The organism is Actinomadura fulvescens, from assembly GCF_039533225.1.
GTDB classification, from domain to species: Bacteria; Actinomycetota; Actinomycetes; order Streptosporangiales; family Streptosporangiaceae; genus Spirillospora; species Spirillospora fulvescens.
On the sequence record NZ_BAAATD010000003.1, the window covers coordinates 348,687 to 361,898 of the forward strand.

Here is a 13,212-nt window from a genome sequence, read left to right on the forward strand (position 1 = left end):
CTCCTCACGTGTCTGATCCGGGTGGTGTTCCGCGTGCGCCATCTCGGTCGCCGGTCACTGCGTCGGCTTCTCGGTGCCGACCACCCCGGCGCACCCGGAACCCGAGGTGATCGCGGGTCTGGGTGCGGTGGTACTCGATCGTCTGGCCGGTCCGGTCGTAGAGCCCACGCGCCGAGGCCGACAGCTTGGTCTGCCGGGGACATGGTGGACGGCCTCGTTGGCGGACTCCCCCGCGCCTGCGCGGGAACGGCGAGGTGGTGGCCGCGGTTATCGGCGGGTTGGGCGGCGTGGCCGTTGTGGGTCCGTGTGGTGGGGTGCGGGTGGGTTGTCGAGGAGGGCGCGGCCGAGGTGGTAGGCGTGGGTGAGGTCGTCGCCGCGGTAGTCGGCGGCGGCGATGTCGGCGAGGTGGTGGTCGGCGTTGACGGCGACGGTGTTGGTGAGGTGGCGGAACAGCGGGGCGTCCGACATCGAGTCGCCGTAGGCGACGCATTGGGCGTGGGTGAGGCCGTAGCGGGTGCGCAGGTCGTCGGTGATGCGGACCTTGTCGGCGGGGGTCAGGACGCCGGCGGGGTCGAGGGGGGCGGTGAACGGCGGTGGCGGGAAGCGGGAGGCGGCGACCTCGTCGAAGCCCAGGTCGAGCAGGTGGTGGGCGAAGAAGTCGGGTGACATGGTGATGACGGCGGAGCGTTCGCCGCGGCGGCGGATGTCGGCGGTGACGTCGGCGATGCCGTTGAGCCAGGGCCCGGCGGTGTAGGCGGCGGCGACGTGGGCCGGGGTGAGGGTGCGCCAGAGGGCGTGGATGGCGGCGGAGAAGCCGCGGGTGTCCAGGGTGCCGGCGGCGAACCGGGCTTCGAGGGCGTGGAGTTCGGGCAGGGTGCCGAGCTGCCGGGCCACCTCGAGGTTGGCGGTGGACCCGGCGAGCAGCGTGCCGTCCATGTCGAAGATGTGCAGGTTGCTCACGATCACGTAAGTGTGGTGCATCGCGGCCGGTGGGGCCAACGGGTTTCGCGGGGTCAGCGGCGGATGATGTCGCGGTGCTTGTCCTTGGCGTCGGGCCAGAGGGCGTACGACACCAGGACCGCCGCCCAGATGCCGAGGGGCGCGACGGGCCAGTACCAGGTGAGCTCGCCGGCCTTGAGTGAGGAGACGGCCCAGATGACCGTCATGATGAGGGCGCCGGCGCCCCAGTAGCCCCATTCGTTGAGCCATTCGCGTTTGTCGGCCTGCTGGCGGGCGGCCTCGGCCCGGGCGCGGGAGACCGGCAGGTCGGCGGTGAGCGGCTCGAGCCGGTCCACGGTGACGGCGGTGGCGGCCGCTTCGAGGCGGCGGTGGTATTCGGCGGTGTCCAGGGCGCCGTCGGCGAGGGCGTCGCCGAGGCGTTCGATCACGGCGTTGCGGTCGGCGTCGCTCGCGCGCAGGGCGGCGGGCTTGGTGAAGTCGGGCGTGGCCATCGGGTGCTCCCCCCGTTCGTGCTGGGTGTTGGCGCTGTTTCCAGCATGGCCGCGCGGGGTGGCGTGGTCGTCCTCCGGCGTGACGAACCGGCCGTACATCGTTCGCAGGACCCTGTCGAAAGTCGGGGTGTGGTTCTGCCTTCCGGATGATCCGCCACCGATGATCACTCTTTAGCCTGACATTCAGCACATTTTGATGAACGCAGGGTGAACTTTCCCGGGCTCCTGGAGGATCTCACTCTGCACCGGAGGTTCCTACGTGAGGGAGAGCATGCAAGCGCCTGGATTCAGCGCCGACTGGTACCGCACGATCACCGGGTTCGCCGAGGGGCTCCCGTCCTGGGTGCACACGGTGGCCGAGATCGGCACCGACGCGGGGCTGCTGGTGTTCGCCGCGCTGTTCGTGGCGGGCTGGTGGCGGGCCCGCGGGCAGACGGGCCGGGCGATGGTGCTGGCGCTGGCCGCGCCGTTCGCGGTGGTGGCCGCCTACCTGGTCAGCGAGGTCTCCAAGACCTTCCTGGAGGAGGAACGGCCGTGCCGGGCGGTGCCGGACGCGGCCAGCATCGCGGCGTGCCCGGCGCCCGGCGACTGGTCGTTCCCCAGCAACCACGCGACGATCGCGGCGGCGTCGGCGGCGGTGATCGTGGTGGCGTGGCGGTCGATGGCGGCGGTGGTGCTGCCGCTGGCGGCGCTGATGGCGTTCTCCCGGGTGTTCGTGGGCGTGCACTACCCGCATGACGTCGCGGCGGGCTTCCTGCTGGGGGTGACGGTCGCGCCGGTGGTCGTGCTGGTGCTGGCACGGCTCCTGGGCCCGGCGGTGGAGCCGATGCGGGCGTGGCCGGGCGCTGCGCTGCTGCTCGGCCCGTCCGCCGTCGGCCAGGCTCCCGTGCCCGTGCCCGTGCCTGTGCCTGTGCGCGGCGAGGCCGCCGCCGGGCCGCCGGTGGCGGCCGAGACGATGCCGGACGTGATGTCGGGCACCGGGCGCCGCGACTGATCCCCGCCCGCCCGGCGGCGGTGACGCCGCGGCGGGCGGGCGGCAGGGAGCGGCGCAGCTCGGCTCAGCGCGGGCCGGCTCAGCGCAGGGTGCGGAAGAACGCGCGGACGTCGTCGATCAGCAGGTCCGGCGCCTCCATCGACAGGAAGTGCCCGCCGCGGTCCAGTTCGGTCCAGCGCACGATGTTGTGGTCGCGTTCGGCCCACCGGCGGATGGTCACGTCGTGGGCGGACACCAGGACCCCGGTCGGCACGGTCGCTGGTTCGGGCGCCCAGGCGCCCGCGTCCGCGCCGCTCCCCTCCCCCGCGTCCGACGGGTGATCCCACTGGCCCGTGTCGGTGGTCTCGCTCCAGGAGGCCGCGGAGAGCTCCTCGTAGTAGATCTGCGCGGCCGATCCGGCGGTGCCCGTCAGCCAGTAGACCGAGACGTCGGTGAGGATGCGGTCGCGGTCCACGCTGTCCTCGGGCAGGCCGTCCTCGGGGTCGGTGAGCTCCTTGAACTTCTCCACGATCCAGGCGAGCTGCCCGGCGGGCGAGTCGTGCAGGCCGTAGGTGACGGTCTGCGGGCGCTTGGAGTTGCACTGCAGGTAGCCGTCGTTGAAGTTCTGCATCGCCTGCCAGCGGCGCTGCTCGGTCTCGGTGAGGCCGTCCATCTCGCCGTCCGCGCCGACCGGGAAAGTGATCATGGCGTTGAGGTGGACGCCGGTGACGTGCGCGGCGTCCTGCCTGCCCAGCTCGGGACCGACCCACGAGCCGGTGTCGTAGCCCTGCACCCCGTACCGGCCGTAGCCGAGCGCCGCCATCAGCCGCACCAGCACCCCGGCCATCCGGGCGGCGTTCATGCCCGGCCCGGCCAGCGGCGTGGAGAACCCGAAGCCCGGCAGCGACGGGATCACCAGGTGGAAGGCGTCGGCGGGGTCGCCGCCGTGCCCGCGCGGGTCCGACAGCGGGCCGATCACGTCGAGGAAGTCGGTGACGCCGCCGGGCCAGCCGTGCAGCAGGAGGAGCGGGGCCGCGTCCGGCTCGGGTGAGCGCACGTGCAGGAAGTGCAGGTTCTGGCCGTCGATGGTGGTCATGAACTGCGGGTGCCGGTTCAGCGCGGCCTCGTGCGCCCGCCAGTCGTAGCGGGTGCGCCAGTGCTCGGCCAGGTCCTTCAGGTAGGCCACCGGGACGCCGCGGTCCCAGCCGGCGCCGGGCACCTCGTCGGGCCAGCGGGTGTTGGCCAGCCGCGCGTGCAGGTCGTCGAGCTGCGCCTGCGGGACGTCGATGCGGAACGGGCGGATGTCGTTCGGGTTCGTCATGCCGGTGACGCTACGAGGCAAGTAGGACAGGTTCGTTCCTACTGAGTCCCGGGAGCCGGACGGGGCGCCGGGTTGACGAAAGTAGGGGGTGGCGGGTGGCGTTCGCGCAGTGCGGCGGCACTCCCCCGGTTCCTAGCGTCGAGACCGACACGACTGGAGGCTCGATGATCACATTGCGGGGACTCACCAAGCGGTACGGGGACAAGGCCGCGGTCAGCGACCTGTCCCTGGAGATCGCGCCGGGGAAGGTGACGGGGTTCCTGGGCCCCAACGGAGCTGGCAAGACCACCACCATGCGGATGATCCTGGGCCTGGACCGGCCCACCGCGGGCGAGGCCCTCATCGGCGGCCGCCCGTACGCGGCGTTGCCGCGGCCGCTGACGCGGGTCGGTGCGCTGCTGGACGCCAAGGCGGTGCACCCGGGCCGGTCGGCGCGGGCGCACCTGGTGGCGATGGCGCGCAGCAACGGCATCCCGGTGCGGCGCGCCGACGAGGTGCTGGAGATCGTCGGGCTGGCGGCGGTGGCGCGCGCACGTGCCGGGTCGTTCTCGCTCGGCATGGGCCAGCGGCTGGGCATCGCCGGGGCGCTGCTGGGCGACCCGCAGGTGCTGATGTTCGACGAGCCGGTCAACGGGCTCGACCCCGACGGGGTGCTGTGGGTGCGGCGGCTGATGCGGTCGCTGGCCGCCGAGGGCCGCACCGTGTTCGTCTCCAGTCACCTGATGAGCGAGATGCAGCTGACCGCCGACCGGCTCGTGGTGATCGGGAAGGGCCGGCTGCTGGCCGACGCGCCGGTCGCCGAGGTGATCGCGGCCAGTTCCCGCAACGCGGTGCGGATCCGCACGCCGCGGGCCGGTGCGCTCGCCGCGCGGCTGGCGGCCGAACCGGCGCCGCCGCCGCGGGTCACGCGGGCCGGCGAGGACGAGCTGCTGGTGACGGGCGCGCCGATCGAGCGGATCGGGATGATCTGCCACGAGCTGGGGGTGCCGCTGCACGAGCTGAGCCCGCAGGAGGCCTCGCTTGAGGAGGCCTACATGGAACTGACGGGGACGAGCGTGGAGTACGGCGCGGGCGCGCCGCGGAAGGCGGGGGTGTGACGGTGGCGAGCCTGACCGGAGCGCGAGCACGCGGTGAGCACGGCACCGGCGACGACACCGCGGGCGGACGCGGAGGCGGGGGCGGCGGCGGGCTGGCGGGGGCGGTCGCGGCCGAGTGGACCAAGCTGTGGTCGCTGCGTTCCACCTGGTGGGCGCTGGCCGGGGCGCTCGGGATGATGGCGCTGATGAGCGTGATCCTGGCGTCCTCGACCGTGTCCAACAACACCAACGCCCTCACCACCGACGACCAGGGAGTGGTGTCGGTCAGCGGGATCGCGCTGGGCGCCACCGACCTGGTGCAGTTCGTGGTGATCGCGCTGGCGATCCTGGTGATCACCGGGGAGTACGCGACCGGCAGCGTCCGGACCACGCTGCAGTGGGTGCCGCGGCGCGGCCGGATGCTGGCGGCCAAGGCCGCGGTGGTGGCCGCCGTGGTGCTGCCCGCCGGGATGGTCCTGGCCGCGGCGGGGACCGCGGTGGCCGGGCCTCTGCTGGGGCGGTGGGGACGGTTCTCGGCCGGTGAGGCCGCCGGGGACGTGCTGGCGGTCGGCGTGTACCTGGCGTTGATCTGCGTGTTCATCCTGGGCGTCGGCACGGTGCTGCGCAGCACCGCCGGCGCGCTGACCACGGCGTTCCTGGCGCTGATGGCGGTGCCGATGCTCCTGGAGAACAGCACCGTCACGGCGCTGGGATATGTGTCGGACGCACTGCCCAGCACCGCCGGGCGGCACTTCATGGGCGGTGAGGCGGCCCCCTACCCGCCGGCCGCCGGGTTGCTGATCCTGGCGGCCTGGACGGTGGGGTCGCTGGCGCTGGGCATCGTGGTGCTGCGCCGCCGCGACGCCTGACCGGACGCCTGGACGGCGGTCACGGCACCCCGCGGGTCAGCGCGGGGGGCCGTCGACCAGCCCGGCCTCGTAGGCGATGATCGCGGCCTGGACGCGGTTCCTGACCTCCAGCCGCATGAGGATCGCACTGACGTAGGCCTTCACGGTGCCCTCGACGACGTGCAGCCGCGCGGCGATCTCCGCGTTGGACAGCCCCGCGCCCACCAGCGCCAGCACCTGGCGTTCGCGCGGGGTGAGGGCGGCGGTGCGCTCGCGGGCGATGACGCCGTGCGCCAGCCGGCCGCCGCTCAGCTCGGCGATGACCCGGTGGGCGACCTTGGGTGACAGGTAGGCGGCGCCCTCGGCCACGGCGTGCACGCCCGCCAGCAGCTCGCGCGGGTCACCGGCCTTCAGCAGGAACCCCGCGGCGCCGCCCGACAGGGCGCGGGCGATGTACTCGTCCTCGCCGAACGTGGTCAGCATCAGCACCGACGTGGCGGGGGCGGCGCGGCGCAGCTCGTCCGCCGCGGCCAGCCCGTCCATGCGCGGCATGCGGATGTCCAGCAGCACCACGTCGGGCCGGTGCGCGAGCGTCAGCTCCACGGCCTGGTGCCCGTCGGCGGCCTCGGCGACGACCTCGATGCCGGGGTCGGCCGACAGGATCGCCCGTACCCCGGCGCGGATCATCGCCTCGTCGTCGGCGAGCAGTACCCGGATCACCTGTGTCCTCCCGTTCTGGATCATGCTGGGGCCCGCCGTCAGCTGGACGCCGGGTCGGGGACCGGGCGCGCGGCGTCCTTGGCGACCAGGCGGCCGCCGGCGAAGCACAGCCGGTACACGGTGCCAAGGCCCAGCAGGTTGCCGTCGGCACGGTAGTGGTCGCAGCGCGCGCCGGGCGGCGCCGGGGGGAAGTCGACGCGGTTGACGTCGCTGCTGATCAGCTCGGTCGCCGGCAGCACCGTGGCGACCTGCGCGCGCGGCTGCCCCACCCGCAGCGCCTCGTAGTCGGCGGGCGGCAGCACCGAGTTGAGCGTGGCGTAGGCGTAGTACCCCAGGATGATCGCCGACAGGGCGGCGACCAGGCCCGCCGGCACCGCGATGGCGGTGATCAGGCCCTTGCGGACGCGGCGGCGGCCGTGGTCCAGGCGCCGGGCGGTCTCGTGGCCGGGTTCGGGTCCGGCGGCCGGTGCCGCGGCGGGCACGTCGGGCAGCCGCGCCTCGACGGCGAACCCGCCGTCGGCGGCCGGGCCGGTGCGCAGGGTGCCGCCGGCCAGCCGCACCCGTTCGGCCAGGCCGGTCAGGCCGCGGCCGCCCGACGGCAGCAGCGGCGGCCCGGCGGGCGGCGGGCCGTTGGTGACGGTCACGATGGTGGCCGCGCCGCCCGCCTCGCCCCCGCCCGCGCCGGCCGCGTCCTGCCCGGTGCCCGGTCCGGCGCCGCCGCCCGCGCGCGACAGCCGGACCGTCACGGCGGCGCCGGGGGCGTGCTTGGCGGCGTTGGTGAGGGCCTCCTGCACCACCCGGTGCGCGGCGAGCACGGTCATCGGCGCGGCACCGGCGAGCGGCCCGGCGTCGCCGGTCAGGCCGACCGGCATACCCGAGGTGCGGGCGCGTTCCACCAGGTCGGTGATGCTCTCGCGGGCGGGCCGGGTGGGCGCCCCCTCCCGCGGCCCCGCCCCGTCCCGCGGTCCCGCCGGGTCCCGGGCGGTCTCCTCGCGCAGCACCCCGACGATCTCGCGGAGGTGCTCGGTGGCGTCGGCGGCGCTGGCGCGCAGCTCGGCGGCCTGGGCACGGTGGCGTTCGGGCAGGTCCGGCGCGACCTGCAGGGCGCCCGCCCGCACCGCGATGAGGGCCAGTTCGTGGCCGAGCGAGTCGTGCATGTCCTGGGCGATGCGGGCGCGTTCGCGCAGCCGTTCGCGTTCGGCGACGATGCGGTGCTCGCGTTCCAGCTGGTCGGCGCGTTCCCACCCGGCGTGCACCAGCTCCTGGTACTGCCGCCAGTAGCGGCCCACCAGCCACGGCAGGACGCCGAGCACCACCAGGTAGAGGGTCTGGGGGAACCAGCTGGTGACGTCGATGCCGCGCACGATGTTGAGCACCGAGCCGGTGACGAACACCGCGGTGAACGCCCACAGCACCGGGCGGGCGTGCGGGGTGCGGCGGCCGGTGAGGTAGGACATCACCGGGACGCCGAACACGAAGTTGCCCTGAAGCGGCACCAGCGCCAGCACGATCAGCAGCGACAGCAGCGGCCACCTGCGGCTCGCCGCCACCGCGGCGCCCAGCACCGCCACCCCCGCCGCCTCGGCCGGCCACCGCGGCCCGCCGTCGGAGGGAGGCAGCAGCACGCCGTAGACGACCGGCAACGCCAGCACCGCGAACAGCAGCACGTCCTTGACCGTCGTGTGGCGGGGCCCCGAGTCGTTCACGCCGTCCACGCTACAAGCGCCCGACCAGCGCTGATACTGACGAAAGTCAGGGGTGCAATAGGTTGGTGGCCGTGACCCGGAAGTGGTGGACGCCCGCGCGCGCCGACATCGCGCTGGCCGCGGCCGCGCTGATCATCAACGTGGTGATGGCGGCGGGCACCGCCAAGCGCGGGGACACCGCGCTGTTCCCCGGCGGGCTCGCGCTGATCGCGCTGGGGTCGGCGGCGCTGGCGGTCCGCCGCCGCCACCCGGTGATCGTCCTGGTGGTCACCATGGTGGTGTCGGTGGTGTACTACCCGCTGGGCTACCCCGACGGGCCGCTGGCGCTGGTGTTCGTGGTCGCGCTGTACACCGCGGCGGTGGAGTGCCGGCTGTACGTGCCGCTCAGCGCGGCGGCGCTGCTCAACGCCGGGTTCGTCGTGGTCAACGCGCTGCGGGACGCCGACGGCGACGAGGACGCCAACATGGTCATGGGCGCCCGGTCGGTGGCGGGACTGACGTTCTGGCTGCTGCTGGTGATCGCGCTCGGCCAGTACGTGCGCAACCGCCGCGACTTCGCCGCCGCCGCCGAACGGCGCGCGCTGGAGGCCGAACGCTCGCGCGAGCAGGAGGCGCGGCGGCGCGCCACCGAGGAACGGCTGCGCCTGGCCCGTGAGCTGCACGACGTCCTGGCGCACCAGATCTCGCTGATCAACGTGCAGGCCGGGGCGGCGCTGCACCGCCGTGACGACCCCGCCCAGGCCTACGCCGCCCTTGAGGCGATCAAGGGCGCCAGCAAGCAGACGCTGCGAGAGCTGCGCGGTGTGCTGGGCGTGCTGCGGCAGGTCGACGGCGAGGACGGCGACGACGGCAGCCCGGTCGCGCCCACGCCGTCGCTGGAGCGCGTCGGTGAGCTGCTGGCGCGGACGTCGGCGGCCGGGCTGCCGGTCACGCTGGTCGGGCAGGTGCCCGGCGGGCCGCTGCCCGCGCCGGTGGACCTGGCCGGCTACCGGATCGTGCAGGAGGCGCTCACCAACGCGGTGCGGCACGCCGGCGCCAGCGCCGTCACCGTGCACATCGGCGCCACCGCGGATGCGGTGGTGGTGCAGATCGACGACGATGGGACCGGCCCGGCGGACCCGGCCGCGCTGGAAAGCGGCAACGGGCTGCGCGGGATCAGGGAACGTGCCGCCGCCGTCGGCGGTGAGGCGACCGCCGGGCCCGGCCCGGCGGGCGGGTTCCGGGTACGGGCGCGGCTGCCGCTGCGCGGCCCGGCGGGGCAGATGGAGGAGAGTGCGTGATCCGGGTGCTGCTGGCCGACGACCAGACGCTGGTACGGGCGGGATTCCGGTCGATCCTCGAGGGCGAGGACGACATCGAGATCGTCGCCGAGGCCGGTGACGGCGAGCAGGCGGTGCGGCTGGCCGACCAGCTGCGGCCCGACGTGGTGCTGATGGACATCCGGATGCCGGTGCTGGACGGGCTGGAGGCCACCCGCCGCATCGTCACCGACCCGCGGCTCACCGACGTCAAGGTCGTCATCCTCACCACCTTCGACCTCGACGACTACGTGTACGGGGCGATCAAGGCGGGCGCCAGCGGGTTCCTGGTCAAGGACACCGAGCCGCCCGAGCTGATCCACGGCGTGCGGGTGGTGGCGCGCGGCGACGCGCTGCTGGCCCCCACCGTGACCAGGCGGCTCATCGCCGAGTTCGCCTCCCGCATCACCGCGCCGCCGCCGGCGGTCGAGCTGAACGCCCTCACCGACCGTGAACGCGAGGTGCTGGAGCTGGTCGCCGCCGGCCTGTCCAACGAGGAGATCGCCGCGCGGCTGGTGCTGAGCCCGGCGACCGCCAAGACCCACGTCAGCCGCATCCTGTCCAAGCTCGGCGCCCGCGACCGCGCCCAGCTGGTCGTCCTGGCCTACGAGAGCGGCATGATCAAGCCCGGCTGGCTCAGCTGACCCGCCCCGCGGTGCAACCGCGCGGCGCGGGCCGGTGTTGAACGGATGTGACGGTTACGACGGACGACATGGCCTCCTCCGCCCCCGCCGGCCCGGCCGGCACCGGCCCTGACACCGGCCCTGACACCGGCCCTGACACCGGCACGGCCGACGACGAGGTCGCCGCGCGGGTCGTGGCGGCGCTCGCCCGCGACCTGGACCACGGTTTCACGGTCCTGTACGACGCCTACCGCGGCGCGGTGTTCTCCACCGCGCTGCGGCTGTGCGGGCGCTGGGCCGAGGCCGAGGACCTGGCCGCCGAGGCGTTCCTGCGCGCCTACCGCGCGCTGGCCGGATACGGCGCCGACCGGATCGCCCAGCTGCGGCCACGGCCCTGGCTGCTGACGATCCTGCTCAACCTGTGGCGCAACACCCTTCGCGGCGCCGCGCGCAGGCCGCCGCCGGGCCCGCTGGACACCGCGCCCGAGCCCACCGACCCCGCCGAGGGCGTCGAGGCGGCCGCCGCGCGGCACGAGACCGGCCGGGAACTGGCGGGCCTGCTGGCCCGGCTGCCCGAGGCGCAGCGCGCCGCCGTCGTGCTCCGCCACATCGCCGACCTGCCGATCGCCGAGATCGCCGTCGTGCTCGCGGTCCCCGAGGGCACCGTCAAATCCCACATCTCCCGCGGCCTGGCCCGGCTCCGCACGCTGCACACCACCCAGGGGGCACCCCATGCACGTTGACGGTACGCGTTCTGACGTTCCCGACCCGCTGACCACCGGACTGGCCGGGCTGGCCGCCGACGCGCCGGGCACCCTGCTCGACCGGATCGTCGCCCGCCGCGTCCACGTGCCCGCGCCGCTGGGCCAGGTCCAGGTCGCCTTCACCGACCACGGCGTCGCCTACCTGCGCGCCGGACTGGACGAGGAGGAGTTCACCGCCGCGTTCCGCGCCCGGTTCGGGCGGCCGCTGCTGCCCGCCGCCAAACCGCCCGCCGGGCTCGCGCCCGCGCTGCGCACCGGCACACTGGGCCGGCTGCGCCTGGACCTGCGCGGCCTCAGCGACTTCGAGGCGGCCGTGCTGCGCGCCGCCGCCGCGATCCCGCGCGGCCAGACCCGCCCCTACGCCTGGGTGGCGCGGCAGGCCGGACGGCCCAAAGCCGTCCGCGCCGTCGGCTCCGCGCTCGGCCGCAACCCGGTGCCGCTGCTGATCCCCTGCCATCGCGTCACCCGCTCCGACGGCACCGTCGGGGAGTACGTGTTCGGCGCCGGCGCCAAGGAACGGCTCCTGCGCGCCGAGAACGTCGACCTCGACGAGGTCGCCGCGCTCGCCGGCGCCGGGGTGTTCTACCTGGGCAGCGACACCACCGGTGTCGTGTGCTACCCCACCTGCGCCGACGCCCGCCGCATCACCCCCGAGCACCGGCACGGGTTCCGCACCCTCACCGCCGCCGAGGCCGCCGGATACCGGCCCTGCCTGCGCTGCCGCCCCGGCCTGCCCGACACCGCCTGACGCACCCCCGGCCCAGCCGGCCGCCCCCGGGCCCACCCGGGTGTGGCCGCCGCCCACACCCGGAAGATCAACAATGGTGGCCGGTGATCTGGACGGGGCGCGCCGGCGGCCGCTAGCGTGGGCACGATGGACGAGGTCTGGCGGTTGATCGAGGCGTACCACGCCCCCATCTACTTCTCCGACGAGGCCGCGGCCGCCTACAAGGCCGCCGGGCTCAAGGGCTACTGGATGGGCTACTTCGCCTCCCGGTCGGCGCCCCTGGGCCAGCCCGGCCCCCAGGCCGTCACGGCCACCTTCTACAACTTCGCGCCCCGCCGCGTCGAGCGCGCCATCCCCGACGCCTGGAAGTTCTGCTCCTCGGCCACGGTCCTGGACGCGCGGCTTTCGGCCGCCGACCAGACGCTGCGGCGCCTGCTCGGCGACCTCGTCACCGCCCCCGAGCTCACCGAGGCCGCCGGCCTGGCGGTCCAGGCCGCCACCGCGTGCCCGCCGCAGGGCCGCCCCCTGGCGGCCGCGCACCAGGACCTGCCCGTCCCCGCCGAACCGCACCTGGCCCTGTGGTGGGCGACCAGCGTGCTGCGCGAATTTCGCGGCGACGGGCACATCGCGGCGCTGCTGACCGGCGGCCTGGACGGCTGCGAGGCCGTCCGCGCCGCCGTCGCGACCGGCACCGCCGCGCCCCAGCAGGGCGAGCAGCGCGGCTGGACCCAGCAGGAATGGGACGCCGCCGCCGAACGGCTCACCGCACGCGGCTGGCTGGCGGCCGACGGCGCCCTCACCGAGCAGGGCCGCGCCGCCCGCGCCGCCATCGAGGACGCCACCGAACGGCTCGCCGCCCCCGCCCTCGACGCGCTCGGCCCCGCGGCCACCGAACGGCTCACCGCGTGCCTGCGGCCCCTGGCCCACCGCATCGTCGCCTCCGGCGGCGCCAACCCGATCCCCACCGCCCTGGCGCTGCCCCCGCTCCCCGCCTCCTGAACCGCCTCAGCGGGCGTTGTGGAAGATCACGCCCAGCACGTGCCGGTCGCCCGACAGCACCTCGCTCACCCCGTGCCGCATCGCCACCCGCGTGAACCCGCGGGCCGAGCGCACCGGCCGGTGCCGCACCGGGAAGATCACACCCTGGCCCAGGCCCGGCCGCGCCACCATCGGGCGTGACTGCGCCCGCGGCCGCTGCTCCACGAACACGCTCTCCCCGCCGGTGAAGTCCACCTCCGGCGCACTCAGCATGACCGCCACCTGCAACGGGAACGTCAGATCGCCGTACACGTCCTGGTGCAGGCGGTTGTAGCCGCCCGGCCCGTACCGCAGCAGCAGCGGAGCCGGCCGGTGCTGGCCCGCCGCCGCGCACGCCTCCAGCAGCCCCTCCAGCTCACCGGGGAACGCCTCCTCGCCCAGCCGCCCCGCCCACCGGTTGGCGATCCGCGCCAGCGGCGGATACAGCCGCGTGCGCAGCCCGCGCACCAGCGCGGGCAGCGGGTCGCGGAAATACCGGTACTCGCCCTCCCCGAAAGTGTGCCGCGCCATCACCACCGTGCTGCGGAACGCCCCGTCCGCCCCGTACATCCCGATGAGCTCCGCGCACTCGCCCGGGCTTAGCAGCGGCGGCGTCAGCGCGAACCCGACACGATCCAGGTCCTGCTCCGCCCGCGCCCAGTCCACCGTCTCCCGCAATGACATCAGA

At 74.8% G+C, this 13,212-nt stretch carries 14 protein-coding genes; 8 read left to right on the forward strand and 6 right to left on the reverse strand.

All coding sequences use genetic code 11. The features are described from left to right. Positions 1-267: 267 nt before the first annotated feature. The gene (locus tag ABD333_RS13610) at positions 268-960 is read right to left on the reverse strand and encodes an HAD family hydrolase (protein WP_344540955.1); all 693 of its coding nucleotides are present in this window, start codon (positions 958-960) and stop codon (positions 268-270) included. A gap of 53 nt (positions 961-1,013) precedes the next feature. Next, positions 1,014-1,550: a DUF1707 SHOCT-like domain-containing protein gene (locus ABD333_RS13615; protein WP_344540956.1), complete on the reverse strand. Its 537-nt coding sequence runs from the start codon at positions 1,548-1,550 to the stop codon at positions 1,014-1,016. Positions 1,551-1,722: 172 nt separating this feature from the next. Here ABD333_RS13615 and ABD333_RS13620 point away from each other — a divergent pair, with 172 nt between their 5' ends. Then, positions 1,723-2,445, forward strand: a complete 723-nt coding sequence (locus ABD333_RS13620) for a phosphatase PAP2 family protein (RefSeq protein ID WP_344540958.1) — start codon at positions 1,723-1,725, stop codon at positions 2,443-2,445. 79 nt (positions 2,446-2,524) lie between these two features. Here the strand turns inward: ABD333_RS13620 and ABD333_RS13625 are convergent, their stop codons facing one another. Further along, positions 2,525-3,745, reverse strand: coding sequence for an epoxide hydrolase family protein (locus tag ABD333_RS13625; protein WP_344540959.1), 1,221 nt, complete (start codon positions 3,743-3,745; stop codon positions 2,525-2,527). A gap of 164 nt (positions 3,746-3,909) precedes the next feature. Here ABD333_RS13625 and ABD333_RS13630 point away from each other — a divergent pair, with 164 nt between their 5' ends. Both ABD333_RS13630 and ABD333_RS13635 read left to right on the forward strand, forming a co-directional pair. Continuing rightward, on the forward strand, positions 3,910-4,842 hold the full coding sequence (locus ABD333_RS13630) for an ABC transporter ATP-binding protein (RefSeq protein WP_344540961.1): 933 nt from the start codon (positions 3,910-3,912) through the stop codon (positions 4,840-4,842). After that, positions 4,839-5,690 (forward strand): ABC transporter permease subunit, encoded by an 852-nt coding sequence (locus tag ABD333_RS13635; protein ID WP_344540963.1) that lies wholly within the window; start codon positions 4,839-4,841, stop codon positions 5,688-5,690. The genes ABD333_RS13630 and ABD333_RS13635 overlap by 4 nt, the downstream gene beginning before the upstream one ends. 36 nt (positions 5,691-5,726) lie before the next feature. On the opposite strand, the gene ABD333_RS13640 is transcribed toward ABD333_RS13635, so the two are convergent. Together ABD333_RS13640 and ABD333_RS13645 are read right to left on the reverse strand one after the other, a co-directional pair. After that, positions 5,727-6,389 (reverse strand): response regulator, encoded by a 663-nt coding sequence (locus ABD333_RS13640; RefSeq protein ID WP_344540965.1) that lies wholly within the window; start codon positions 6,387-6,389, stop codon positions 5,727-5,729. A 38-nt stretch (positions 6,390-6,427) separates the two neighbouring features. Further along, positions 6,428-8,095 (reverse strand): sensor histidine kinase, encoded by a 1,668-nt coding sequence (locus ABD333_RS13645; RefSeq protein WP_344540967.1) that lies wholly within the window; start codon positions 8,093-8,095, stop codon positions 6,428-6,430. A gap of 71 nt (positions 8,096-8,166) precedes the next feature. On the opposite strand from ABD333_RS13645, the gene ABD333_RS13650 reads away from it, so the two are divergent. The 5 genes from ABD333_RS13650 to ABD333_RS13670 all read left to right on the forward strand — a co-directional run bounded on the left by ABD333_RS13650 (position 8,167) and on the right by ABD333_RS13670 (position 12,506). Then, a complete protein-coding gene (locus ABD333_RS13650) occupies positions 8,167-9,375 on the forward strand; it encodes a sensor histidine kinase (RefSeq protein ID WP_344540970.1) in 1,209 nt (402 codons plus the stop codon). Further along, positions 9,372-10,037 (forward strand): response regulator, encoded by a 666-nt coding sequence (locus ABD333_RS13655; RefSeq protein WP_344540972.1) that lies wholly within the window; start codon positions 9,372-9,374, stop codon positions 10,035-10,037. Before ABD333_RS13650 ends, ABD333_RS13655 begins: the two co-directional genes overlap by 4 nt. A gap of 68 nt (positions 10,038-10,105) precedes the next feature. Beyond that, positions 10,106-10,759, forward strand: coding sequence for an RNA polymerase sigma factor (locus ABD333_RS13660; protein ID WP_344540974.1), 654 nt, complete (start codon positions 10,106-10,108; stop codon positions 10,757-10,759). Beyond that, positions 10,749-11,528 (forward strand): methylated-DNA--[protein]-cysteine S-methyltransferase, encoded by a 780-nt coding sequence (locus ABD333_RS13665; protein ID WP_344540976.1) that lies wholly within the window; start codon positions 10,749-10,751, stop codon positions 11,526-11,528. The genes ABD333_RS13660 and ABD333_RS13665 overlap by 11 nt, the downstream gene beginning before the upstream one ends. Before the next feature lie 126 nt (positions 11,529-11,654). Further along, positions 11,655-12,506: an SCO6745 family protein gene (locus ABD333_RS13670; protein ID WP_344540978.1), complete on the forward strand. Its 852-nt coding sequence runs from the start codon at positions 11,655-11,657 to the stop codon at positions 12,504-12,506. A 6-nt stretch (positions 12,507-12,512) separates the two neighbouring features. Here the strand turns inward: ABD333_RS13670 and ABD333_RS13675 are convergent, their stop codons facing one another. After that, on the reverse strand, positions 12,513-13,208 hold the full coding sequence (locus tag ABD333_RS13675; protein WP_344540979.1) for a 2OG-Fe(II) oxygenase: 696 nt from the start codon (positions 13,206-13,208) through the stop codon (positions 12,513-12,515). Positions 13,209-13,212 lie beyond the last annotated feature (4 nt).

Bases quoted from the DNA above. Each gene is read 5' to 3' on its own strand.
- ABD333_RS13675 (WP_344540979.1), bottom strand. From the start codon at position 13,208: ATGTCATTGCGGGAGACGGTGGACTGGGCGCGGGCGGAGCAGGACCTG.
- ABD333_RS13660 (WP_344540974.1), top strand. From the start codon at position 10,106: ATGGCCTCCTCCGCCCCCGCCGGCCCGGCCGGCACCGGCCCTGACACC.
- ABD333_RS13665 (WP_344540976.1), top strand. From the start codon at position 10,749: ATGCACGTTGACGGTACGCGTTCTGACGTTCCCGACCCGCTGACCACC.
- ABD333_RS13625 (WP_344540959.1), bottom strand. From the start codon at position 3,745: ATGACGAACCCGAACGACATCCGCCCGTTCCGCATCGACGTCCCGCAG.
- ABD333_RS13620 (WP_344540958.1), top strand. From the start codon at position 1,723: ATGCAAGCGCCTGGATTCAGCGCCGACTGGTACCGCACGATCACCGGG.
- ABD333_RS13670 (WP_344540978.1), top strand. From the start codon at position 11,655: ATGGACGAGGTCTGGCGGTTGATCGAGGCGTACCACGCCCCCATCTAC.
- ABD333_RS13630 (WP_344540961.1), top strand. From the start codon at position 3,910: ATGATCACATTGCGGGGACTCACCAAGCGGTACGGGGACAAGGCCGCG.
- ABD333_RS13615 (WP_344540956.1), bottom strand. From the start codon at position 1,550: ATGTACGGCCGGTTCGTCACGCCGGAGGACGACCACGCCACCCCGCGC.